The sequence below is a fragment of the Leclercia sp. UBA7405 genome (assembly GCF_037152215.1).
In the GTDB taxonomy this organism is placed as follows: domain Bacteria; phylum Pseudomonadota; class Gammaproteobacteria; order Enterobacterales; family Enterobacteriaceae; genus Enterobacter; species Enterobacter pneumoniae.
The window spans coordinates 672,886-698,428 of sequence record NZ_JBBCMR010000001.1 but is presented as its reverse complement, the minus strand read 5'-3'; the positions used below and the strand labels follow the sequence as shown (position 1 = coordinate 698,428).

18 protein-coding genes are annotated in these 25,543 nt (G+C 54.7%); 8 read left to right on the top strand and 10 right to left on the bottom strand.

The annotated features are described in order from the left end of the window. The first annotated feature begins 194 nt into the window (after positions 1-194). From focA to pflA, 3 genes are all read left to right on the top strand, one after another. Entirely contained in the window at positions 195-1,052 is an 858-nt protein-coding gene (gene focA, locus WFN75_RS03340) for a formate transporter FocA (protein WP_046887189.1), read from the top strand. A gap of 50 nt (positions 1,053-1,102) precedes the next feature. Next, positions 1,103-3,385, top strand: coding sequence for a formate C-acetyltransferase (gene pflB, locus WFN75_RS03335; RefSeq protein WP_046887190.1), 2,283 nt, complete (start codon positions 1,103-1,105; stop codon positions 3,383-3,385). Positions 3,386-3,587: 202 nt separating this feature from the next. Continuing rightward, entirely contained in the window at positions 3,588-4,328 is a 741-nt protein-coding gene (gene pflA, locus WFN75_RS03330; protein ID WP_040076337.1) for a pyruvate formate lyase 1-activating protein, read from the top strand. A 32-nt stretch (positions 4,329-4,360) separates the two neighbouring features. Here the strand turns inward: pflA and WFN75_RS03325 are convergent, their stop codons facing one another. The 10 genes from WFN75_RS03325 to lrp all read right to left on the bottom strand — a co-directional run bounded on the left by WFN75_RS03325 (position 4,361) and on the right by lrp (position 18,723). Further along, positions 4,361-4,870 (bottom strand): anti-virulence regulator CigR family protein, encoded by a 510-nt coding sequence (locus WFN75_RS03325; protein ID WP_263616804.1) that lies wholly within the window; start codon positions 4,868-4,870, stop codon positions 4,361-4,363. Between the two features lie 123 nt (positions 4,871-4,993). Further along, the gene (locus WFN75_RS03320) at positions 4,994-6,142 is read right to left on the bottom strand and encodes an MFS transporter (RefSeq protein WP_046887192.1); all 1,149 of its coding nucleotides are present in this window, start codon (positions 6,140-6,142) and stop codon (positions 4,994-4,996) included. A gap of 274 nt (positions 6,143-6,416) precedes the next feature. Continuing rightward, complete coding sequence (locus tag WFN75_RS03315) at positions 6,417-7,280, bottom strand: dimethyl sulfoxide reductase anchor subunit family protein (RefSeq protein ID WP_327061699.1); 864 nt, start codon at positions 7,278-7,280, stop codon at positions 6,417-6,419. Between the two features lies 1 nt (position 7,281). Beyond that, positions 7,282-7,899, bottom strand: a complete 618-nt coding sequence (locus WFN75_RS03310; protein WP_327061698.1) for a DMSO/selenate family reductase complex B subunit — start codon at positions 7,897-7,899, stop codon at positions 7,282-7,284. A 10-nt stretch (positions 7,900-7,909) separates the two neighbouring features. Further along, the gene (gene dmsA / locus WFN75_RS03305) at positions 7,910-10,354 is read right to left on the bottom strand and encodes a dimethylsulfoxide reductase subunit A (RefSeq protein ID WP_336995617.1); all 2,445 of its coding nucleotides are present in this window, start codon (positions 10,352-10,354) and stop codon (positions 7,910-7,912) included. Positions 10,355-10,564: 210 nt separating this feature from the next. Continuing rightward, positions 10,565-11,857 carry a serine--tRNA ligase gene (gene serS, locus WFN75_RS03300; RefSeq protein ID WP_040076342.1) on the bottom strand — a complete coding sequence of 431 codons (1,293 nt, stop codon included), beginning with the start codon at positions 11,855-11,857 and terminating at the stop codon, positions 10,565-10,567. A 172-nt stretch (positions 11,858-12,029) separates the two neighbouring features. Further along, on the bottom strand, positions 12,030-13,373 hold the full coding sequence (gene rarA / locus WFN75_RS03295) for a replication-associated recombination protein RarA (RefSeq protein WP_263617655.1): 1,344 nt from the start codon (positions 13,371-13,373) through the stop codon (positions 12,030-12,032). A gap of 9 nt (positions 13,374-13,382) precedes the next feature. Beyond that, complete coding sequence (lolA, locus tag WFN75_RS03290) at positions 13,383-13,997, bottom strand: outer membrane lipoprotein chaperone LolA (protein WP_040076344.1); 615 nt, start codon at positions 13,995-13,997, stop codon at positions 13,383-13,385. Positions 13,998-14,129: 132 nt separating this feature from the next. Further along, complete coding sequence (gene ftsK, locus WFN75_RS03285) at positions 14,130-18,095, bottom strand: DNA translocase FtsK (protein ID WP_327061697.1); 3,966 nt, start codon at positions 18,093-18,095, stop codon at positions 14,130-14,132. 133 nt (positions 18,096-18,228) lie between these two features. Beyond that, a complete protein-coding gene (gene lrp / locus WFN75_RS03280; protein ID WP_000228469.1) occupies positions 18,229-18,723 on the bottom strand; it encodes a leucine-responsive transcriptional regulator Lrp in 495 nt (164 codons plus the stop codon). Between the two features lie 550 nt (positions 18,724-19,273). Between lrp and trxB the strand changes: the two genes are divergently transcribed. The 5 genes from trxB (at position 19,274) to infA (ending at position 25,298) form a co-directional block, all read left to right on the top strand. Then, positions 19,274-20,242 carry a thioredoxin-disulfide reductase gene (gene trxB, locus WFN75_RS03275; RefSeq protein ID WP_072039526.1) on the top strand — a complete coding sequence of 323 codons (969 nt, stop codon included), beginning with the start codon at positions 19,274-19,276 and terminating at the stop codon, positions 20,240-20,242. A gap of 114 nt (positions 20,243-20,356) precedes the next feature. After that, entirely contained in the window at positions 20,357-22,123 is a 1,767-nt protein-coding gene (cydD, locus tag WFN75_RS03270; protein WP_263617173.1) for a heme ABC transporter permease/ATP-binding protein CydD, read from the top strand. Continuing rightward, the gene (cydC, locus tag WFN75_RS03265) at positions 22,123-23,844 is read left to right on the top strand and encodes a heme ABC transporter ATP-binding protein/permease CydC (RefSeq protein ID WP_263617172.1); all 1,722 of its coding nucleotides are present in this window, start codon (positions 22,123-22,125) and stop codon (positions 23,842-23,844) included. The genes cydD and cydC overlap by 1 nt, the downstream gene beginning before the upstream one ends. Before the next feature lie 243 nt (positions 23,845-24,087). Further along, a complete protein-coding gene (aat, locus tag WFN75_RS03260; RefSeq protein ID WP_212477490.1) occupies positions 24,088-24,792 on the top strand; it encodes a leucyl/phenylalanyl-tRNA--protein transferase in 705 nt (234 codons plus the stop codon). A 287-nt stretch (positions 24,793-25,079) separates the two neighbouring features. Further along, a complete protein-coding gene (gene infA, locus WFN75_RS03255; protein WP_002211347.1) occupies positions 25,080-25,298 on the top strand; it encodes a translation initiation factor IF-1 in 219 nt (72 codons plus the stop codon). The last annotated feature ends 245 nt before the right edge of the window (positions 25,299-25,543 follow it).

Genomic DNA, 25,543 nt, shown 5'->3' with positions numbered 1-25,543 from the left:
AAAGAAAAAAATCAAATCATTTTATAACTTTTAAAATTTATTTTTATACGGATAATCAAATACTTACTCCGCTTTTGCTGTAAAACCATGCAGAGTGCGGGCCTATAAGCCAGGCGAGATATGATCTATATCAATTTCTCTTCTATAATGCTTTGTTAGTATCTCGTCGCCGACTTAATAAAGAGAGAGTTAGTGTGAAAGCTGACAACCCTTTTGATCTTTTACTCCCAGCTGCCATGGCGAAAGTTGCCGAAGAAGCGGGTGTCTATAAAGCAACGAAACAGCCGATGACCACGTTTTTCCTGGCGATTACTGCCGGTGTGTTCATCTCCATAGCCTTCGTTTTCTACATCACTGCTACCACCGGCACCGCCGCTATGCCCTTTGGTATCGCGAAACTGATTGGCGGCATTTGCTTCTCGCTGGGTCTGATTCTTTGCGTCATTTGCGGCGCCGACCTCTTTACCTCCACGGTGTTGATCGTTGTCGCCAAAGCGAGCGGTAAGATTACCTGGGGGCAGTTAGCGAAAAACTGGGTCAACGTTTACATCGGCAACCTCATTGGCTGCCTGCTGTTTGTACTGTTGATGTGGTTGTCGGGTGAATATATGACAGCCAACGGCGGATGGGGGCTAAATGTCCTGCAGACCGCTGACCACAAAATGCACCATACATTTATTGAAGCCGTGGCGCTGGGTATCCTTGCAAACCTGATGGTCTGCCTGGCGGTCTGGATGAGCTACTCCGGCCGTAGCCTGATGGACAAAGCCATGATTATGGTTCTGCCTGTCGCCATGTTTGTCGCCAGCGGCTTTGAGCACAGTATTGCAAACATGTTTATGATCCCGATGGGCATCGTCATCCGTAATTTTGCAAGCCCGGAGTTCTGGACCGCTATCGGTTCTTCCCCGGAAAGTTTCTCTCACCTGACTATTATGAATTTCATCACAGATAACCTGATCCCTGTCACTATCGGGAACATTATCGGTGGGGGTCTGCTGGTCGGGTTGACATACTGGGTCATTTACCTGCGTGGCGATAATCATCATTGATGATGTCTCAGGCAGTAAATAAAAAATCCACTTAAGAAGGTAGGTGTTACATGTCCGAGCTTAATGAAAAGTTAGCCACAGCCTGGGAAGGTTTTGCGAAAGGTGACTGGCAGAATGAAGTCAATGTCCGTGACTTTATTCAGAAAAACTACACCCCGTATGAAGGTGACGAATCCTTCCTGGCTGGCGCAACTGATGCGACCACCAAGCTGTGGGACAGCGTAATGGAAGGCGTTAAACTGGAAAACCGCACTCACGCGCCAGTTGATTTTGACACCTCCGTTGCTTCCACCATCACTTCTCACGATGCTGGCTACATCAACAAAGCCCTTGAGAAAATCGTTGGTCTGCAAACTGAAGCCCCACTGAAACGTGCGATTATCCCGTTCGGTGGTATCAAAATGGTTGAAGGTTCCTGCAAAGCGTATAACCGCGAGCTGGACCCAATGCTGAAAAAAATCTTCACCGAATACCGCAAAACCCACAACCAGGGTGTATTCGATGTTTACACCAAAGATATTCTGAACTGCCGTAAATCTGGCGTTCTGACTGGTCTGCCAGATGCGTATGGCCGTGGCCGTATCATCGGTGATTACCGTCGCGTTGCGCTGTACGGTATCGACTTCCTGCTGAAAGACAAATACTCCCAGTTCCTGTCCCTGCAGTCTGACCTGGAAAACGGCGTAAACCTGGAAGCGACTATCCGTCTGCGTGAAGAGATTGCTGAACAGCATCGTGCGCTGGGTCAGATTAAAGAGATGGCAGCGAAATACGGCTGCGATATCTCTGGTCCTGCAACTAACGCTCAGGAAGCTATCCAGTGGACCTACTTCGGCTACCTGGCCGCCGTTAAGTCTCAGAACGGTGCCGCAATGTCCTTCGGTCGCGTATCCACCTTCCTGGATGCGTACATTGAACGTGACCTGAAAGCGGGCAAAATCACCGAACAAGACGCTCAGGAAATGATTGACCACCTGGTCATGAAACTGCGTATGGTTCGCTTCCTGCGTACCCCTGAGTACGACGAACTGTTCTCTGGTGACCCAATTTGGGCAACCGAATCTATCGGCGGTATGGGCGTTGACGGTCGTACGCTGGTAACCAAAAACAGCTTCCGCTTCCTGAACACCCTGTACACCATGGGTCCTTCTCCGGAGCCGAACATCACCGTTCTGTGGTCTGAAAAACTGCCTCTGAACTTCAAGAAATTCGCCGCTAAAGTGTCCATCGATACCTCTTCTCTGCAGTACGAGAACGATGACCTGATGCGCCCTGACTTCAACAACGATGACTACGCTATCGCTTGCTGCGTAAGCCCAATGGTTGTTGGTAAGCAAATGCAGTTCTTCGGTGCGCGTGCAAACCTGGCGAAAACCATGCTGTACGCAATCAACGGCGGCGTTGATGAAAAACTGAAAATGCAGGTAGGTCCTAAGTCTGAGCCAATCAAAGGCGACGTGCTGAACTATGACGAAGTCATGGACCGCATGGATCACTTCATGGACTGGCTGGCTAAGCAGTATGTGACTGCACTGAACGTTATCCACTACATGCACGACAAGTACAGCTACGAAGCCTCTCTGATGGCGCTGCACGACCGTGACGTTGTTCGCACCATGGCATGTGGTATCGCAGGTCTGTCCGTTGCGGCTGACTCCCTGTCTGCTATCAAATATGCGAAAGTTAAACCAATTCGTGACGAAGACGGTCTGGCTATCGACTTCGAAATCGAAGGCGAATACCCGCAGTTTGGTAACAACGACGCACGCGTTGATGACATGGCGGTTGACCTGGTAGAACGTTTCATGAAGAAAATTCAGAAACTCACTACTTACCGTAACGCTATCCCGACCCAGTCTGTTCTGACCATCACTTCTAACGTTGTGTATGGTAAGAAAACTGGTAACACCCCAGATGGTCGTCGTGCTGGCGCGCCATTCGGCCCAGGTGCTAACCCAATGCACGGTCGCGACCAGAAAGGTGCCGTTGCCTCTCTGACCTCCGTTGCTAAACTGCCGTTTGCCTACGCGAAAGATGGTATCTCTTACACCTTCTCCATCGTGCCAAACGCGCTGGGTAAAGACGACGAAGTGCGTAAGACCAACCTGGCAGGCCTGATGGATGGTTACTTCCACCACGAAGCGTCCATCGAAGGTGGTCAGCACCTGAACGTGAACGTCATGAACCGTGAAATGCTGCTCGATGCGATGGAACATCCTGAGAAATATCCTCAGTTGACCATCCGTGTATCTGGCTACGCAGTACGTTTCAACTCGCTGACTAAAGAACAGCAGAAAGACGTCATTACCCGTACTTTCACTCAATCCATGTAACGGGAATTGACTGAAATCACGCGGTAAAGCGCGTACAATAAAGGCTCCACGCAAGTGGGGCCTTTTTAACACCTCCCCGCAACAGTCTCTTTTGCCCGCTATCTATACTTGATGGATAACAGCCAAAATAGACTCGACACAGTCAGCACGAGCTGTGCACATAACAGGCCCCGGACGGGCCGAAGCTGGAGATATCACCGCAATGTCAACTATTGGTCGCATTCACTCCTTTGAGTCCTGTGGCACCGTCGATGGCCCGGGCATCCGTTTTATCACCTTTTTCCAGGGCTGCCTGATGCGCTGCCTGTACTGCCATAACCGTGATACCTGGGATACGCACGGTGGTAAAGAAGTTACAGTCGAAGAGCTGATGAAAGAGGTGGTAACCTACCGCCACTTTATGAATGCTTCCGGCGGCGGCGTGACGGCATCAGGAGGCGAAGCCATCCTGCAGGCAGAGTTTGTCCGCGACTGGTTCCGCGCCTGCCACGAAGAAGGCATCCATACTTGCCTCGATACTAATGGCTTTGTGCGTCGTTACGATCCCGTTATTGATGAACTGCTGGAAGTGACCGACCTGGTGATGCTCGATCTCAAACAGATGAACGATGAGATACACCAGAACCTGGTTGGCGTGTCGAACCATCGTACCCTGGAGTTTGCGAAATACATCTCCGGCAAAGGCATCAAAACCTGGATCCGCTACGTCGTGGTGCCAGGCTGGTCAGACGATGACGATTCTGCCCATCGTCTGGGAGAATTTACCCGCGATATGGGTAATGTCGAAAAAATTGAGCTGCTGCCATACCACGAGTTGGGAAAACACAAATGGGTGGCAATGGGCGAAGAGTATAAGCTGGACGGCGTTAAGCCGCCGAAGAAAGAGACCATGGAACGCGTAAAAGGCATTCTTGAGCAGTACGGTCATAAGGTCATGTATTAACAAATACGCCCGGTATTCACCGGGCGTATTATTTATTTGTCAAAGACGCCATTAATAATGGTGGTCACGATCGCCGTACTCAGCGCAATTAAGACCAGATCCTTCCCGACCACGCGCCATTCATAGCCCGGATAAGAGGGTAATTGCCCCAGCATCGACGCCGGAACGGCTTTTTTCGCGATGCCCGGAGGCAGAGGTTTGCCGCGCGCAAGGTTTTTCGCAATCCCCGGCGGCAGTGAATCATACCCCGTTAAGCCGTAATTCAACGCCAGATGCCGGGCATGATCGTAGCTGACGCGGGCATCGACATCATCCCTGACGCTTTTATTTGATTTGCCGTGGTTCTGATGACCGTTTTTTTGTTTATGGTCCGGGTTGCCAGCATTACCTTTATTGGCATTGCCGTTGCCATGATTGCCGCTATTACCCTGCCCGTTACCGTGGCCATTTCCATTTCCCGGATTAGCCATCGCAGGTACGGTTGCAAAGCTTAAGGACAACACTATCGCCAGCGCTGTAGTGGTAAAACGACGAGAAGACATGATTGCTGCCTTATTGTGGTAGTACTCGTGTGAATTATTACCTGGCGTAATAAACAAACAATGCGTAAAACTCTGATATGTGATGAGGACAAAAAAGCCTGTCATGGACAGGCTTTTATTTAATCAGGCATGTGCAACCGGGGTTGGATGCTTGCCCGCTTTGCGCAGCAACATCAACAGATAGATAAACGACACGCTGGCAATCATGATGAACAACAAATTGTCGGAATAGTTCTGCATCAGCATGGCAGTAAAGGTGGGCCCCAACAAACTGCCAATCGTGTAGCTCAGCAGCAGCGCCTGGTTCATTGCGACCAGCTGATGATGTTCTACTTTCTCGCAGGCCCAGGCCATCGCTACCGGATAGAGCGTAAAGCCCGCTGCGCCTAAAATAAATAGCGCGGGCGCCATCGCCGCGTTGCTAAGCATCGCCAGACAACCCATGATCACCACGAATACCTGTACGCGCAAAACCAGCAGGCGACCAAAACGGTCGGCAAGGCGGCCGACAGGCCACTGCCCGACGATGCCGGCACTGACCATCACCGCCATCCAGAAGCCAATTCCGGAATCGCTGACGCCCTGGTGATTCAGATAAAGCGGCATCAGGCCATAGAGTGAACCCAGTACAATGCCGGAAATAATACATCCATTAACGCCCAGACGCGCCTGACGCAATCTCAGCATCGGCCAGACGTGCGTGGCTTCCTGATGTTCGCTATGTTGGTTCACAATGCGCGTAAAGAGCAGAGGCAGGATCGCCGCCAGCACCATGCCGGTGACCCACGGCAGCACGCTCATCAAGTCGGTCGGGAATTTGCTGACCATTAACTGTCCCAGCACGGTACCGATGTAGTAAACCATCATATAGGCAGCCAGCAGACGCCCACGGTTGCGGGAGGTTCCGCTGCACATCAGCGCACTTTCCACGACCACCCAGATCATCGCGCAGCCCACGCCCGCAATAAAACGCCAGACCATCCAGCTCCAGAAGCCCACCATCAGCCCTAATCCGGCACATCCCACGGCAAATATCAGCGACGCCACATAATAGCTACGGTTAAAACCAAAACGTTTGATCAGGCTTCCCGTCATTAAGGTGCCAAGCAGGTTGCCCGTAAAGAAAGACGAGCTAACCATACCCACCTGCCAGGTCGGTAAGTTTTCATGGGCGAGCCAAAGCGGGACGAGGGTATTTAACACCGCAATCGCCAGCGTCAACAAAAGAAGGCCGCAGAGCAGTAACAGCACTGGCCGGGTATAGGTGGACATGAATTAAAAACCGTGAGGAAGTATAGATTTCGTGCGCATCATGCCACTGGTAAAAACAAAGTCAATCCACTGGTTTCAGGGCCTCGCACGATTTGTTCGACGTCGATTGATAAAACTAATCCTGCTAAGCAATGTGGCGCACTCAGCAGAATTCATCCCACTGTTTTTATTGATTTAATGTTTATTGCAAGCGAAACGCTCAGTTGAAAAATTTCATGAAGAAAAAAGAGAAAGCCGGGCACGACGGCCCGGCTTGATATAACAAAAAAACGCGTTAACTTGCGACAGCCATACCCACCGTCATATGCAGACCATAAAAGACGCCACGGCCAATCATTTCACCAACCAACACCAGTATAAAAGCCAGTGAGAGAAGCGGCAGCGCAGGCTGATTCCCTTTCAGTTGTGGCACAATCCAACACACCAGCGCGGCGACCAGAACCACCACCCGCCAGGCCATCAGGGAACCGTATGCCGGTACCAGCGACGAGGCCTGCTGGATTGCGCTATGGATAGTCGCCAGCTCTGCCCCCTGCATCAGCGCCACCACCACGCTTACCGTCAACGCAATGAGCGTGACGACTGGCAGCAGACGCATTGCCCAGCCGTCAACATTCGCTATACGCAGTAACAGATAACCCAGCAGCGGCCCGCCAATAAACAGGGTCAGGAAGAAGCTCAGTGGCGTCCAGACGCTGTACCACGTCGGTACCGTGTCGATGGTGTTATAGACCCGCACCATCATCCAGACGAAGATCACGCCGAGCACCATGGTGACGATCAACCACAGTGTACGCAGGCCCGCAGGCAGTTTTTTCACCATCGCCAGCAGCCAGCCAAGCCCGCCAACCGCAAAAAAGAGTGCGCCGCTGGCAATTTCGTTGCTGAGTGCCGAATCACCAATACGATTCAGGGAGTTGAATGCCCGCATCGGCGAACCCAGGTGCAGGGTAGAGGCGATAAAACCGATTCCCATTAGCACCCATAGCCCAAACATGGTGCCTATCAGCCGTTGCTGTTTATCTGCCCGCAACGACCCTTTTAACAGCGCCAATGAGAGGACAATAAAGCCTCCCACCACGCACTGCCCAAACACCGTGAAGATCATTAACGGCCATTCATGCCATCCGCTTCCCATCTCACACCTCCTTCGGATTGGCCAGATAGCCGGTGGTATCACCTGTCGGTCGGCTGTTGGCATTGGGTTTAATGACAATACTTGGTTTCGTAAAGTGCGCCGACGGCAGCGGCGCAACGGCTGCCAGCTTGCCGTGTTTCTGCCGCAGCTCGTCGATCGGGCCGAAGTCCAGTGCACGCAGCGGGCAGGACTCCACGCAGACCGGCTTTTTGCCCTCTGCCACGCGATCGTAACAGCCATCGCATTTGGTCATGTGGCCTTTGGCGGCATTGTACTGTGGCGCGCCGTACGGGCAGGCCATATGGCAATAACGGCAGCCAATGCAGACCTCTTCGTTAACCACCACAAAGCCGTCTTCCCGCTTGTGCATGGCGCCGCTCGGGCAGACTTTGGTGCAGGCCGGGTCTTCGCAGTGGTTACAGGCAATCGACAGATAGTAGGCAAAGACGTTATGCTGCCAGACGCCGTTATCCTCCTGCCAGTCGCCGCCTGCGTATTCGTAAATGCGACGGAAGCTCACATCCGGGGTCAGATCTTTGTAATCTTTACAGGCCAGCTCGCAGGTTTTGCACCCGGTGCAGCGGCTGGAGTCAATATAAAATCCATACTGAGTGGTCATCGGCTACTCCTTATGCCTTCTCAACCTGGACCAGGTTACTGTGTGATGGGTTGCCCTTTGCCAACGGTGAAGGCCGCTGCGTCGTAAGCACATTGATGCAGCCCGCCTGATCGACGCGGTTAGCATCCGGGTTGTACCAGGCCCCCTCCCCTAACGCGACCACGCCAGGCAAGATGCGGGGCGTCACTTTGGCCTCGATATGCACTTCACCGCGACCGTTGTAGATGCGCACGCGATCGCCATTTTTAATGCCTCGCTTTTGCGCATCGAGCGGATTGATCCATATCTCCTGGCGGCAGGCCGCCTTTAATACATCGACATTGCCATAGGTTGAGTGAGTACGCGCTTTATAGTGGAACCCGGTTAATTGCAGCGGATAATCCTTGCTCTGCGGGTCGTCATAGTTTTCAAAGCCCGGGCTATAAACCGGAAGCGGATCAATCACGTCGCCTTTTTCAAGCTCCCAGGTGGCCGCTATCTCAGCCAGCTGCGCAGAGTAGATCTCAATTTTGCCGGACGGTGTGGTCAGCGGATTGGCTACGGGGTCGGCGCGGAAGGCTTTATAAGCCACGTGGTGTCCTTGCGGATCGCGTTGTTTGAAGATGCCTTGCTTACGAAATTCGTCAAAAGGAAGCAGATCCGGGATCGCCTCGCGGGATTGCTCATAAAGATGTCGCATCCACCCTTCCTGAGTCCGCCCCTCGGTGAACTGTTGCGCCACGCCCATGCGCTTCGCCAGCTCGGTGGTCATCTCATAGATGGTTTTGCATTCGAAGCGCGGCTTGATGGCCTGATCGGCAAAGATGACGTAGGCCATGTTGCCGCATGAGGCATCCAGTGCGAAATCCATCTGCTCAGATGCGGTGCAGTCCGGCAGCAGGATATCGGCATACTTCGCAGATGAGGTCATGTGGCAGTCAATGACCACAATCAGCTCGCATTTTTTGTCATCCTGGAGGATTTCATGGGTGCGGTTGATCTGCGAGTGCTGGTTAATGAGGCAGTTACCGGCATAGTTCCAGATCATTTTAATCGGCACATCCAGCTTATCTTTACCGCGTACGCCGTCGCGCGTGGCGGTCATTTCCGGGCCGCGCTCGATGGCATCGGTCCACATAAACATGGAGATACTGGTCTGCACCGGGTTTTCAAGGGTTGGCATCCGCTCAAACGGGAGGGAGTAAGAGCCTTCTCGCGCCCCGCTGTTGCCGCCGTGGATCCCTACGTTACCGGTCAGGATCGCCAGCATGGCAATGGCACGGGAGACCAGCTCGCCGTTGGCATGGCGCTGCGGCCCCCACCCCTGTGAAATAAAGGCCGGTTTCGCCCCCGCGATTTCACGCGCCAGCTTGACGATCCGTTCTTGTGGAATGCCGGTAATCGCAGAGGCCCAGGCCGGCGTTTTGGCGATACCGTCATTGCCATGGCCCAGAATCCAGGCTTTGTAATGGCCATTAGCCGGTGCGCCTGCAGGCAGCGTGGTTTCATCGTATCCCACGCAATATTTGTCGAGGAAAGGCTGATCAACGAGGTTTTCCGTGATCATCACCCATGCCAGCGCCGAGATCAGCGCGGCATCGGTGCCTGGACGGATAGGGATCCACTCATCCTCACGCCCTGCGCCAGTATCGGTATAGCGCGGGTCAATGATGATCATCCGCGCACTGGATTTTTCGCGGGCCTGCTCTACATAGTAAGTGACCCCGCCGCCGCTCATGCGTGTTTCACCGGGGTTATTACCGAACAGCACGACCAACTGGCTATTTTCGATATCGGACGGGCTATTGCCATCGGCCCAGCCGCCATAGGTATAGTTCAGACCGGCGGCAATCTGGGCGGTAGAGTAGTCACCATAGTGGTTCAGGTATCCGCCGCAGCAGTTCATCAGACGGGCAATAAGCGTCTTACCCGGCGGCCAGGAGCGCGTTAAGGTACCGCCTAACGTACCTGTACCGTAATTCAGATAGATCGATTCGTTACCGTACTCTTTGATTAAGCGCTGCATATTGCCAGCGATGGTATCGAACGCCTCTTCCCAGCTGATACGCTCAAATTTGCCTTCGCCACGTTTCCCCACACGCTTCATCGGATACCTGAGTCGATCCGGGTTATAGACCCGACGACGCATTGAGCGGCCGCGCAGACAGGCGCGTACCTGATGCAGCCCTTCGTAGTTATCATCGCCCGTATTATCGGTCTCGACGTATTTGATCTCGCCATCAACAACGTGCATGCGCAGTGGACAGCGACTGCCGCAGTTAACAGTACATGCGCTCCAGACTACCTTTTCATTTACACCTGCGGGCGCCAGCGCATTCGCGGCTGATGCCAGACGGGTAAAAGGGAGTGTGATCGCGCTACTTGCCACAGCCAGACCGCCAACCGCCGTAGTTTTCATTAACCCACGACGACTGACTTCCGCTGTCAGCAAAGCCTCTGGCGCTTTGATTTTCATAGCTATTCGCTCTGGTTGCTCACAAAGAAAGAGAGTGCGGTAGTTACCGCTATATACTTATATAAATAACGAGATTAGCCCTTTAGCAGTATTTTGTGCTGGCAAATCTGCAGGGAAGTATTACTACTTTAGAGGGAGGGGTTATTGCGTCGAGTCAAAACAAGGGGATAAAAAAAGCGCCCGTAGGCGCTTTTTATGCTTGAAAGCAAATCAACCGATGAACTGCTGGCCTTTCATGTAAGGACGCAGCACTTCAGGGATTTCGATGCGGCCATCGGCCTGCTGGTAGTTTTCCAGCACTGCAACCAGCGTACGTCCCACAGCCAGACCAGAACCGTTCAGGGTGTGTACCAGACGGGTTTTCTTGTCAGACTTGCTGCGGCAGCGTGCCTGCATGCGGCGCGCCTGGAAATCCCAGACGTTGGAGCAGGATGAGATTTCGCGATAGGTATTTTGCGCCGGCACCCACACTTCGAGGTCGAAGGTTTTACACGCACCAAAGCCCATATCACCGGTACAGAGCGCCATACGACGGTACGGCAGGCCCAGCAGCTCCAGCACTTTTTCAGCGTGGCCGGTCATCTCTTCCAGCGCATCCATGGAGTTTTCAGGACGCACAATCTGCACCATCTCCACTTTGTCGAACTGGTGCATACGGATCAGACCGCGAGTATCACGACCGTAGGAGCCCGCTTCAGAACGGAAGCACGGTGAGTGAGCGGTCAGCTTAATCGGCAGATCGTCCTCATCGATGATTTCGTCGCGCACCAGGTTAGTCAGCGGCACTTCTGCGGTTGGGATCAGCGCGTAGTTGCTGCTATCAGCCTCTTCGTCCAGCGGACGGGTATGGAACAGATCGCCCGCAAACTTCGGCAGCTGACCTGTACCGTACAGCGTATCGTGGTTTACCAGATACGGAACGTAGGTTTCGCTATAGCCGTGCTGTTCTGTGTGCAGATCCAGCATGAACTGCGCCAGCGCGCGGTGCAGATGTGCGATTTGACCTTTCATCACCACAAAACGAGAACCGGTCAGCTTAACCGCAGCGGCAAAATCCAGCCCCGCGTGCATCTCGCCTAAGGTCACATGATCGCGAACCTCAAAGTCGAACTCGCGAGGCGTACCCCAGCGTTTCACTTCAACGTTGTCATTTTCGTCTTTGCCGACAGGGACGCTGTCGTCAGGAATGTTCGGGATAGCCAGGGCAATATCACGAATTTCGGTCTGAAGAACGTCCAGTTCAGCTTTCGCCTGATCCAGCTCTTCACCCAGTTTGTTCACTTCCAGGCGTAATGGCTCAATGTCTTCCCCGCGCGCTTTCGCCTGGCCGATGGATTTCGATCGAGAGTTGCGTTCAGCCTGCAGATTTTCAGTTTGTACCTGCAGAACTTTACGACGCTCTTCAAGAGCGCGCAGCTTATCTACATCCAGCTTAAAGCCCCGGCGTGCCAGTTTTTCAGCGACTGCGTCTGGCTCATTACGCAGCAGATTGGGATCGAGCATGCTTATCCTGTGCTTATCGAATTAAAAGAGGAAAAAGTAACCACAGCCTGCGGTCACAGTAATAGACCCTGGATAATTCAAGCTGCGCGAAGGCGGCAAGCAAGCGCAGCCAATGCACATGCAGCTTGAAGTCGAGCGGGTGTACAGTGCCAACATTACCGCAACGATGGACCTAACGGTAGCGTTTTATAGGGCTATTTTGATCCTGTCCGGCCAGCCAGGCGAGCTTTTCGCCAATCTTGCCTTCAAGACCTCTGTTTGTGGGGTGATAATAGCGCGTTTGTGCCATTTCCTGCGGGAAGTACTCCTCACCGGCAGCGTATGCGTTGGGCTCATCATGGGCATAGCGATACGCCTGCCCGTAGCCCATCTCCTTCATCAACTTGGTTGGGGCGTTGCGTAAATGCACCGGCACGTCGTAGTCTGGCCGTTCGCGAGCATCCGCCATCGCGGCTTTGAAGGCCGTATAAACAGCGTTACTTTTGGGGGCGCAAGCCAGATAGACAATGGCCTGCGCAATGGCGCGCTCGCCCTCTGCTGGCCCCACCCGCGTGAAGCAATCCCAGGCTGAGAGAGCCACCTGCATCGCACGCGGATCGGCGTTGCCTACATCTTCCGAGGCAATCGCCAGACAGCGCCGCGCCACATACAGTGGGTCGCCGCCTGCGCTGATGATACGGGCATACCAGTAAAGCGCCGCATCCGGCGCGCTACCGCGCACCGATTTGTGCAGAGCGGAGATAAGGTCATAAAACCGATCGCCTTTGTTATCGAAGCGGGCGCTGCGCTCTCCGGCAATCTCCGTCAGTAATTCGGGCTTCAACACCCGCTTACTGGCCCCGTCCAGCTCGGCCATATCGGCCATCATTTCCAGGGTGTTTAGCGCCCGACGCGCATCGCCGTTCACCAGCTCGGCAATGGCACGACGCGTCTCATCGGGCAAAACGATATCCTGACCACCATAGCCCCGCGCTTTGTCCTCCATCGCCTGCGTCAGCACCTGCTCAATATCCTCGGTTGTAAGGGATTTCAGCAGATAGACGCGCGCACGGGACAACAGCGCCGAGTTCAATTCAAAAGAGGGGTTTTCGGTGGTCGCACCAATAAAGGTGATGGTGCCATCTTCGATATGCGGCAGAAAAGCATCTTGCTGGCTTTTGTTGAAGCGATGAACTTCATCAACAAAAAGAATGGTGCGACGCCCGGCGTTACGGTTCTGCCGAGCGCGTTCTATCGCTTCGCGGATCTCCTTAACGCCGGAGGTCACTGCAGAGATACGCTCGACATCTGCATTGGCATAGCGGGCAATGACTTCAGCGAGGGTCGTTTTACCCGTACCCGGCGGCCCCCAAAGGATCATTGAATGCAGTTGCCCGGCCTCAATCGCTCGTGGCAGCGGTTTACCCGCAGCCAGCAGATGTTGCTGGCCGATGTACTGCGCTAAATTTTCTGGCCGCATACGGGCGGCCAGAGGTTGAAACGCATTATCTGAAAAATCGAGCGACAGATTGCCCACTCACGCCTCTTACTTATTACGTTGGTCATCCACCGTTACGCCCTGCGGCGGGGTAAAGGTGAATTTTGATGCGTCTACAGCGCCATTTTGCTGGGATTTGAGCTGATAGCTGCTGCGCTGGTCGTCTTGCTCAACCGCACCAAATTGATTGATGGTGCCGTTGCTGCTCACGTTGATGGTGAACTGCTTCAGGTTGCCATTGTTCCCTTTTGGGGTCAGGACAAATTCATCGCCATTCTGCTTAATGTTGTACTGCTGCCAGTCGCTGGACTGGTTACGCGCAATCAGCATGAAGGGCGTATTGCTGGTGGCATCTTTCAGCCAGGTCGCCGTGGCCTGCTCAACAAACGGGTTAAAGAACCACAAGGTTTTACCGTCGGAGACCAGGATGCTTTCATCCGGCTGGGTCATATGCCAGTTAAACAGGTTAGGACGTTTAACCCACAGGTCACCTTGACCTTCCTGTACCGCGTTCCCGCTACCGTCGGTGACTTTCTGCGTAAAGCTGGCATGGAAGCTGCTCACTTTATCCAGACGGCTTTTCAGGTCGCTGGCGGCATCAGCCCAGACGCTGCTGGTGACAAGGCTACTCAGTAATGCACAGGCGATTGCGATTTTTTTCATTGTTAGTCCTTCAAAAACGTCGTCCCGGAATGGGCGCTCTTTGTCCACTATTCTGGACCTGCCCGCAGGCAGGTGACAGAAGAAAATGCTTAAATTTAGCTGCTTTACGCATCTTTGCAATAAGCAGCCGCATTACTCAAAGGGAGGCGGCGCCAGCACTTCGCGGTTACCGTTATGCCCGGCTTCACTCACAATGCCCTGCGCTTCCATCTGCTCGATAATACGGGCTGCCCGGTTGTAGCCGATACGGAACTGACGCTGCACGCCCGAAATAGAGGCTTTACGCTTTTCGGTAACGAAGTTAACAGCCTGGTCAAACAGCTGATCCAGCTCTTCTCCACCATCGAAACCACCTGCACCACCGCCTTCGCTCTCGCTATCGGAGGTAATGCCATCCACATACTGCGGACGGCCACGCGCTTTCCAGTCCTGCACTACGGCATGCACTTCCTGGTCGCGGACAAAGGCACCATGAACACGGACCGGCGAGGTAGAGTTCGGGCCGGAGTAGAGCATATCGCCCATCCCCAGAAGCGACTCCGCGCCCCCCTGATCGAGGATGGTACGGGAGTCAATTTTACTCGACACGGTAAAGGCGATACGGGTCGGGATATTCGCTTTGATAAGACCCGTAATGACATCTACGGAAGGCCGCTGGGTCGCCAGAACGAGGTGGATACCGGCGGCACGCGCTTTTTGCGCCAGACGGGCAATCAGCTCTTCCACTTTCTTACCCACGGTCATCATCAGGTCGGCGAATTCATCCACCAGAACGACGATATAAGGCAGCTTTTCCAGTACCGGATGTTGTGCGTCCATGCTATCGCCCGGCTTCCAGTAAGGATCCGGAATCGGACGGCCCATCCGCGCGGCCTCAGCAATCTTCTCGTTATAACCCGCCAGATTACGCACGCCGAGGGCAGACATCAGCTTGTAGCGACGCTCCATCTCATTGACGCTCCAGCGCAGGGCGTTGGCCGCATCTTTCATGTCGGTGACCACTTCGGTCAGCAAATGCGGAATGCCTTCATAAACTGACAATTCAAGCATTTTAGGGTCAATCATGATAAAGCGGACATCTTCCGGCTGTGCCTTGTAGAGCATGCTCAGGATCATGGCGTTGACACCCACCGATTTACCGGAACCGGTGGTCCCCGCAACCAGCAGGTGAGGCATTTTCGCCAGATCGGCAACCACCGGATCGCCTGCGATATCTTTACCCAGTACCACCGTCAGTGGAGAGGGATTGTCACGGAACTTGGTGTTATCCAGCACTTCGCGCAGGTAAACGGTCTGACGCTTCTTGTTCGGCAGTTCCAGGCCGACATACGGCTTGCCGGGAATAACTTCCACCACACGCACCGCAACGGTCGACAGCGAGCGAGCCAGGTCACGGGACAGGTTAGAAATTCGGGCCGCTTTCACGCCTGGTGCCAGGTTGAGTTCAAAACGGGTAATGACCGGGCCTGGCGAGTAGTTCACGACATCGGCTTTGATGCGGAAATCGGCCAGACGCGCTTCAACCAGGCGAGCCATCTGCTCGAGAGCGAAGGTATCAACCGGCTCCACTTCAGACGGTGGCGGCGTTAACAGATCGAGCGACGGCAGCGGCGTGGTTGGACGCTGAACTGGACGGCTGTCACCATTACGCATTAATAAAGGATGGATCAGACTGTCTTGCGGCTGTTGTTGCGGTGCCACAGGCTGCTGGGGCGCTGGCGCAAACTGCTGCGGTGCCACAGGCTGCTGCTGAGGCGCTGGCGCATACTGCTGTGGAGCCACAGGCTGCTGCTGAGGCGCTGGCGCATACTGCTGCGGTGCCACAGGCTGCTGCTGAGGCGCTGGCGCATACTGCTGCGGAGCCACAGGCTGCTGCTGAGGCGCTGGCGCATACTGTTGCGGTGCCACAGGCTGCTGCTGAGGTGCTGGCGCAAACTGTTGCGGTACCACAGGCTGCTGCTGAGGCGCTGGCGCATATTGTTGCGGTGCCACAGGCTGCTGCTGAGGCGCTGGCGCATACTGTTGACGAGGCGGTTCCGCCTCCGGCATAACGCTCGGCGTAAACAGCGGCTCGCTCGGGGTGTCATTCACCAGATCTTTCATTGGTGAAAATTCAAAGTCCGACAACGAGAAGGGATTCGCGCCTGACGGCTGCTCGCCTGAATAGCGCTGCTCTTGAGAGGCAGCAAACTGGCGAGCCAGTTCTGCTTCGGCAGCGTCATCTTCTTCGTTCTGAGACGCGTAAGGCTGCTCCTCAGTCTGGTACTCTTCGCCATAGCGCTGCTGTTGTTGCGCAGCAAACTGGCGAGCCAGCTCATCCTGATGCAACTCATCAGCCTCATCGTATTCCGCATCCACCCTTTTTTCTTCTGGCTGACGCTGCTGAGAGGGGATCTTAATCCCGAAAGAGGCGGAAGCCAGCTCACGCCGGGTTGGGACGCGGACGCGGTTCGGGCGAGGCAGTTGCGGGCCAATGCCCTCTTTCACCTGGGCGCGCGGCGCACCGGATCCGCCTGTGGCGAGGCTAAAGACAGGTGCAGCGGCCGCTGCGGCTGCGGTTGCTGAAACAGTAGCCTGCTTCACGCCGGCTGCCGCCGGTGAAACGGAGGCCGTCGGATCAACCTCTGGCATCGCCGGTGCAGAAACGGGTTGCGAAGAGACTGGTGCAGAATTTGGCTCCGGCACCGGTTGATACCAGGCTGCAAGCTGTTCGCGTTCGCGAGCACGGCGCTCTTCGACCTCTTCGAAATAGTACATAGGCGGACGAGCCGGCTTGCTCTCTTCCACTTCAGGCTCGGGTTGCGGCGCAACGTACGGTTGTTCAGTCGCTAACGGTTGCTGCGGCGCGACCGGCTCTTGATACGGCTGAGCAACGGGTTGTTCATAGTCTTGATAAGGTTGCGGCTCGTAAACCGGCTCTGGCTGATAAGGTTGCTGCCACGGCTCCTGTTGAACCGGCACATAGCTCTGCGGCTCAGGGGCAATTGTCGGCTCAGGGGTATGAACGCCAGGGGCAGTTTGCCAGTCAACCAGCGGCTGCTGCACTGCTGATTCGGGTGCCGGTACGGGCGCAGAAGGTGTAACCGCCTCCACTGGCGCGGCCCAGGCTTGCGCTGCGGTGGTCGCAACCGCGGCGGCCGCTACAGGTTCAGTCACGGAATGGCCATTGAGCAGTGGATCGTATTCATCGTAATCGCCCGGCGTCGCACGATGGCCAGAAAAGAGCACATCGTCAGGGTCAACGGCTGCGCCGCCCGCGCTGTATGCAACCTGCTCGTCGTCATCCATCCGTTTACCGGAGAAGAGCGCCGCGTCGGTCTTGCGGGCTAACGGGTTGCTGAATTTTTCGGCGACACGTTTACGACGGGCCAATGCCCCACGCATGATGCGTGCGCGACGCGACTCACGCTGCTCGGCGTGCTCTTCGGCCTCTTCGTAATCGTCTTCGTACTCATCTTCATCGACCCACGTATCGTCACGACGCGTACGATTACTGGCGAAGGTGAGAATGTTCAGAATCAGGCTGCCAATCTTCTCGGCAATGCTCACCCATGACCAGCCTGTAAACAGCGTCAGGCCTGCGGCCCAGATACAGAGCAACGCCAGCGTACCGCCGCTGCTGTGCAGCATCGGCTGCAGCGCGGTGCTTAGCAGACTGCCGATCACCCCGCCAGAGGCAAAATACCAGATATCGTCGGCGTTAATCGCCGCCAGTCCACAGGAGGTGAGAATCAGCGCTAGCGCCCCAATCAGGCGCAGCGAGACCGCAAAATAGTCGATGTACTCATCGTTCTGACGATGACGCCAGGCGAACCAGCATCCACCGATGATAATCACCGGGATGGTGTAGGCCATTACGCCAAAAATGAAGAACAGGGTATCCGCAAGCCAGGCACCGGGTATACCGCCCAGATTATGAATAGGCTCATGCCACGCGGTTTGTGACCAGCTGGGATCGGAAGGGTTGAAGCTGAGTAAGGCTGCCATTAGCCAGATGGCAAAAAGGGCAGTAACAATCAGTAACGCTTCAAGGAGTCGGCGCCCACTGCTTAGCTTAGATAAATTGACTTCTTTGTCTTCAGTATATTCCTGGCTCAAGAAAGGCTCTCCAGGTACCAGGCATTTCCTGCCTGTTTGCTAAAACGGACAACAGTGCCGGTAAACCGACACTGTTGCTGTATGGATTAACAGGAGTGTAACCAAAGTACGCTGATTTTGCACCTGTTCCGTGTTAGCGCGTCTTGATAACCAGACGATTGCTCTGCTTGACTTCTTCCATCACCACGTAAGTACGGGTGTCGTTCACGCCAGGCAGACGCAGCAGGGTTTCACCCAGCAGCTTACGGTAAGCAGACATGTCAGGTACACGGGTTTTCAACAAGTAGTCGAAATCACCGGAAACCAGGTGACACTCTTGAATTTCTTCCAGTTTTTGCACAGCAGCGTTAAACTGTTCAAACACATCCGGCGCGCCACGATTCAGAGTAATCTCAACAAATACCAGAAGTGAGGCATCCAGATAATGCGGGTTAAGCAGAGCCGTATAGCCCTGAATGAAACCCTGTCTTTCCAGTCGGCGCACTCGCTCGAGGCACGGCGTCGGGGAAAGTCCCACACGTTTTGAAAGCTCGACGTTGGAAATACGCCCATCCTTTTGCAATTCATTAAGAATGTTACGATCGATACGGTCGAGATCTTTGCCAGGGCGCTTCTTGCTATCTACCATTGTTATTGTCTCTCTGTATTCCTTCCCTAACTCCTGCCAGGACCCTGTGCACTTCACTGTTCAGAGTCTATACCCGTCGTTAATCGCATCGCCTGTTTTGTAGTTTGCGCGATAGCAATTGGGGTTATGTGGTAAGAAGACCGTTGCCCGTGGGCTGTCATCAACATCACGTATGGCGTCTGTCCACACCATGCGTAGATTTCGCTGACCGGATAAAAATGGCGATTATGTGCATGACTATGCGCTACACAAAGACCGCATTTTTTTCTTCCTTGAATGTTTTCGCAAAAGCGCAGGGGATTGTCAAAGCAAAACATCGATTTTTAGTACAACATGCCGGATATTCATTACGACCGGGCATTAATCCTCATTTTATCGCCTTACTTTCGACCGATTGTTCATGCGTTGTTCGCTCAAAAAGGTAATTGCGGGGCCGATTGATTGCTGGTTGCTATTGCACATATCGTTAACAAAATCGCTGTGCCCTTTTTTTAAAGCGACAAATTCCCTACAATCGCGGGAAATGTCTGCCAACAACAATGGGGATCTCATGGGCACGGCCAAACACAGTAAGCTGCTAATCCTTGGTTCTGGACCTGCGGGATACACCGCAGCGGTCTATGCTGCACGCGCTAACCTGCAACCGGTACTGATCACGGGCATGGAAAAAGGCGGTCAGTTGACCACCACAACCGAAGTGGAAAACTGGCCAGGCGATCCGAATGACCTGACCGGGCCGCTGCTGATGGAACGTATGCACGAGCACGCGACCAAGTTCGAAACCGAAATTCTGTTCGACCACATCAACAAGGTCGATCTGCAAAACCGTCCGTTCACGCTGACCGGTGATAGTGGTGTTTACACTTGTGATGCGCTGATCATCGCTACGGGGGCTTCTGCTCGCTATCTGGGCCTGCCTTCAGAAGAGGCCTTCAAAGGACGCGGCGTATCCGCCTGCGCCACCTGCGACGGATTCTTCTACCGCAATCAGAAAGTGGCGGTCATCGGCGGCGGCAATACTGCCGTGGAAGAGGCGCTTTATCTGGCAAATATTGCTTCGGAAGTGCATCTGATCCACCGTCGTGAAACCTTCCGCGCGGAAAAAATCCTGATCAAGCGTCTGATGGATAAAGTGGCCAGCGGCAACATCGTGCTGCACACTAACCGCACGCTGGAAGAGGTGACTGGCGACCAGATGGGCGTTGCTGGCCTGCGTATCCGCGATACTCAGAACACCGATAACGTAGAGTCGCTGGAAGTGGCGGGCCTGTTTGTTGCCATCGGCCACAGCCCAAACACCGGCATCTTCGAAGGACAGCTTGAGCTGGAAAATGGCTACATCAAAGTGCAGTCCGGTATTCACGGTAATGCGACCCAGACCAGCATCCCGGGCGTGTTCGCCGCAGGTGACGTGATGGACCACATTTATCGTCAGGCAATCACTTCTGCGGGCACCGGCTGTATGGCTGCGCTGGATGCAGAACGTTACCTTGATGGGCTGGCTGAACAGAGCAAATAATCTTTACAAGTCAGTAACAAACGTAAATAAAGGCGGCCATAGGTCGCCTTTATTTTTCCTGGCGTGTAACATTGCCGTGCCTAATTTCTGATAACTTCACCTGCAAAGCACGCAATGGAAAAAACCCGTCAACAAGAGTTAACTCGCTGGCTGAAACAGCAAAGCGTTATTTCCCGCCGCTGGCTGAATATTTCCCGACTTCTGGGTTTTATCAGCGGCCTGTTGATTGTCGGTCAGGCCTGGCTGCTGGCCCGCATTCTTAACATGATGATAATGGAGAACATACCGCGCGAGGCGCTGTTATTGCCCTTTGTCGTGCTGATGCTGGTCTTTATTCTGCGTGCGTGGGTCGTCTGGCTGCGTGAGCGGGTGGGGTTTCATGCGGGGCAGCATATACGCTATGAGATTCGCCGCCAGGTGCTGGACAGACTTCAGCAGGCGGGCCCCGCCTGGATTCAGGGCAAGCCGGCCGGGAGCTGGGCGACCCTCATCCTTGAGCAAATTGACGATATGCACGACTACTATGCTCGCTATCTTCCACAGATGGCGCTCGCCGCCTGCGTACCGCTGCTCATTGTTATCGCGATCTTCCCCTATAACTGGGTCGCGGCCCTGATTCTGCTCTGTACTGCCCCGCTTATTCCGCTATTTATGGCGATGGTAGGCATGGGTGCGGCCGATGCAAACCGCCGTAATTTTCTGGCGCTGGGCCGTCTGAGCGGGCATTTCCTCGATCGTCTACGGGGTATGGAGACGCTGCGGGTGTTCGGCCGGGGCGATGCGGAAATCGAAAATATTCGCCTGGCCTCACAGGATTTCCGTCAGCGCACCATGGAAGTTTTACGTCTCGCCTTCCTCTCTTCCGGCGTACTGGAGTTCTTTACCTCCCTCTCCATTGCGCTGGTAGCGGTCTATTTTGGCTTCTCTTATCTCGGCGCCCTTGATTTTGGTCACTACGGCACGGCCGTTACGCTCTCTGCAGGTTTCCTGGCCCTGATTCTGGCACCGGAATTTTTCCAGCCGCTTCGCGATCTGGGAACCTTCTATCACGCCAAAGCGCAGGCCGTGGGTGCCGCCGACAGCCTCAAAACCTTCCTGGAGACGCCGCTTGCGCATCCGCAGCGCGGCGATGTCACGCTAAATACAACACAGCCGGTAGTCATTCAGGCTGAGGATTTCTGCGTATTATCACCTGAAGGTAAAGTGCTGGCAGGACCGCTGAATTTCACCCTGCACGCGGGTCAACGCGTAGTGCTTGTGGGTACCAGTGGTTCTGGCAAGAGCTCGCTGTTAAATGCGCTCTCCGGTTTTATGGCCTACAGCGGTTCACTGCGCGTTAACCAGACCGAACTTTCGGCACTGGATCCCGACGAGTGGCGTGCCCATCTGAGTTGGGTTGGGCAAAACCCGCAGCTGCCTGCCGCCACGCTGCGCGAAAATGTCCTTCTGGCGCGCCCGGATGCCAGCGAAGAGGAGCTGAAATCGGTGCTCGATCGCGCCTGGGTCAGCGAATTCTTGCCGCTGTTACCCAACGGGGTGGATACCCGGGTGGGTGACCAGTCTGCCGGGCTCTCGGTAGGCCAGGCGCAACGTATCGCCGTCGCCCGCGCCCTGCTCAACCCCTGTCAGCTTTTACTGCTTGATGAACCGGGCGCCAGCCTGGATGCGCATAGCGAACAGCGGGTGATGTCCGCGCTGGATACGGCCTCGTTGCAGCAAACCACGTTAATGGTGACGCACCAGCTGGAAGGCATTGCCGGATGGGACCAGATCTGGGTGATGGAAAATGGCCGTCTTGTCGAGCAGGGAGATTACGCCACGCTCGCTACGGCGCAGGGGCCCTTTGCCGCCCTGCTGGCCAATCGTCAGGAGGATATTTGATGCGCGCGTTATTGCCTTATCTTGCGCTTTATAAGCGTCATAAATGGATGCTAACCCTGGGCGTCGCTCTGGCGATTCTTACCCTGTTAGCCAGTATTGGCCTGCTTACCCTTTCCGGCTGGTTCCTCTCAGCGTCCGCCGTAGCTGGCTTTGCGGGGCTTTACAGCTTTAACTATATGCTGCCCGCTGCCGGGGTCCGCGGCACCGCCATCACCCGTACCGCCGGCCGCTACTTCGAACGTCTGGTGAGCCACGATGCCACCTTCCGCGTGTTGCAACACCTGCGCGTCGATACCTTCAGCAAACTCCTTCCCCTCTCCCCCGCTGGGCTGGCGCGTTATCGCCAGGGCGAATTGCTTAATCGCGTGGTGGCGGATGTGGACACGCTCGATCACCTCTATCTTCGGGTGATTTCGCCATTAGTGGGCGCGTTTGTCGTGATTGTGGTCGTGACGCTGGGGCTGAGCCTGCTTGATATACACCTTGCGCTGGTGCTGGGCGGGATCATGCTGCTGACGCTGTTTTTACTGCCCCCGCTGTTTTATCGTGCCGGGAAAACAACCGGGCAAAACCTGACCCATCTGCGTGGCGAGTATCGCCAGCAACTGACAGCGTGGCTGCAGGGGCAGGCAGAATTAACCGTATTTGGCGCCAGCCAGCGTTATCGTTATCAGATGGAGAATACCGAACTTAACTGGCACGAAGCCCAGCGCAAGCAGTCCGAACTGACGGCCCTTTCACAAGCGCTGATGCTGTTGATTGGTGGCGTTGCCGTGGTTGCAATGCTGTGGCTGGCCGCAGGCGGCGTGGGTGATAACACTCAGCCCGGCGCACTGATTGCGCTCTTTGTCTTCTGTGCGCTGGCCGCTTTTGAAGCGCTGGCCCCGGTCACGGGTGCGTTCCAGCATCTGGGCCAGGTTATCGCCTCTGCGCTGCGCATCACCGAAATCACCGGACAGACGCCGGAAGTGCGCTTTAGCGAAACATCCTGTGAGTGTCCTGCCCGGCTATCGCTCACGCTCGAAAATGTCAGTTTTAGCTACGACGATAAAGCGCAAAAAGCGCTGGATAGTCTGAATCTGAACATTCCCGCGGGTGCACACGTTGCGGTGCTGGGGCGAACCGGCTGCGGAAAATCGACGTTGCTGCAGTTGCTCACTCGCGCCTGGGATCCGCAGGAGGGGGTTATTCGCTTTAATGACACCCCCCTGCCCCAGTTCAGCGAAGCTGCGCTGCGTAACGCCGTGAGCGTTGTGCCCCAGCGTGTTCATCTGTTTAGCGCCACGCTGCGCGATAACCTGCTGCTTGCGGCCCCTGCCGCAAGCGATGAAAGGCTCTGTGTCATGCTGGAAAAAGTGGGCCTGCATAAGCTGCTGGAAGATGAAGGGCTGAACAGCTGGCTCGGTGAAGGGGGACGTCAACTTTCCGGCGGCGAACTGCGACGTCTGGCGATTGCCCGCGCGTTGCTCCATGACGCACCGCTTATGCTACTGGATGAACCTACCGAAGGACTGGACGCGACGACAGAGAGCCAAATTCTCGATTTGCTGGCCGAAGAGATGCGCGGAAAAACCCTGGTGATGGTGACCCATCGCCTGCGTGGACTGGCTGCACTGGATCAAATAATTGTGATGGACAACGGACATATTATTGAGCAAGGTAGTCACGCAGAGCTGTTGGCGAAACAGGGTCGCTACTACCAGTTTAAACAACGTCTGTAGTCTACACCCGTCATACTTCGAGCTGCAGGTACGTTGGCTTTGTGACCGGATCCATCGCTGGGTCTGGTTCTGCGGTGGCGCTGCGAGCAGCGTTCAAATCTGCTCCCGGCAGATTCGTCGCTCACTCCAGTGACTTGCTGAGCGAGTCACCGGAGAATTGCGCCTATGCCGCTCTCCTGCAACGCGAAGTATTTGGGTTTATATTTGAACCGATCCTTACTCGCGTACTGGAGTTTTGCTGTCATGCGCCTGGTCCAGCTTTCTCGCCACTCTCTTGCGTTCCCTTCTCCGGAGGGAGCATTGCGTGAACCTAACGGCCTGTTGGCTCTCGGCGGCGATTTAGGCCCGTCGCGTCTGTTAATGGCTTACCAGCGGGGGATCTTTCCCTGGTTCTCTCCAGGCGATCCTATATTGTGGTGGTCACCCGATCCCCGGGCGGTACTCTGGCCCACGGAGTTTCATCTCAGCCGCAGCATGAAGCGCTTCCATAGCCGCTCCCCCTATCGCGTCACGCTTAATCACGCGTTTGGCAAGGTGATCGAGGGCTGTGCTAACGATCGGCATGAAGGGACCTGGATCACCCGTGAAGTGATTGATGCCTATCATCGTCTGCATGAGCTGGGTTATGCCCACTCTATCGAGGTATGGCAGGGAGACTTGCTGGTCGGGGGGATGTACGGCGTCGCTCAGGGGTCCCTGTTCTGTGGCGAGTCGATGTTCAGTCGCGCGGTGAATGCGTCAAAAACGGCCCTGCTGGTATTTTGCGAACATTTTGTGCAAAACGGCGGTCAGCTGCTGGATTGCCAGGTGCTGAATGACCACACCGCGTCATTGGGCGCCGTGGAGATTACCCGCCGCGAATATTTACAGCATCTTGAAACAATGCGTCCGCAAAAATTACCGCAAAACTTTTGGGTGCCCACTACGTTATTTATGCCTCGGGGATAAATGTTTTGCGCATATTTTTTTATCATGGTGCTATAATTGGTGCCGCAGAGTAGGTTCTGCCTGTTGCCCCGCCGCCGTTTGGGAATAGCTTGCATCAGATAACGTCCTGGCGTTTATCCTGTCTTCTCCCCTTTACGTATGCGCTTTTCGTACGGTCGTACCGTCACGTCGGGCAATGCGCCGAAGCTGCTTTGTTGCGTTTTAACCGCACAATTCTTTACTTAATTGATGAATTTCGGCATTATCTTGCCGGTTCAAAACTTGGTAGTGATACCCCAGAGGATTAGATGGCCAAAGAAGACAATATTGAAATGCAGGGTACCGTACTTGATACGTTGCCTAACACCATGTTTCGCGTAGAACTGGAAAACGGTCACGTGGTGACTGCACACATCTCCGGTAAAATGCGCAAAAACTACATCCGCATTCTGACGGGCGACAAAGTGACTGTTGAGTTGACCCCGTACGACCTGAGCAAAGGTCGCATTGTCTTCCGTAGTCGCTAATTGTTATTGCCTGCTAAGGCAGATGAATATTGAAAAAGGCCGGGATTATTCCCGGCCTTTTTTATTGCCTGCGCCTCCCCCTTTCCTCAGAGGAACCTTAAAAGGGGTACTATAAAAGAAATTTCCGACGCCCTCGCTGATGCGGTGGGGAGAGGGTCAAAAAAGAGGCTTCTCAGCCACTACTCACTTCCCGGCATCGGGATCCCACACGATGAGATTGAGAGGACTGGTGAGGAGAACAGTCA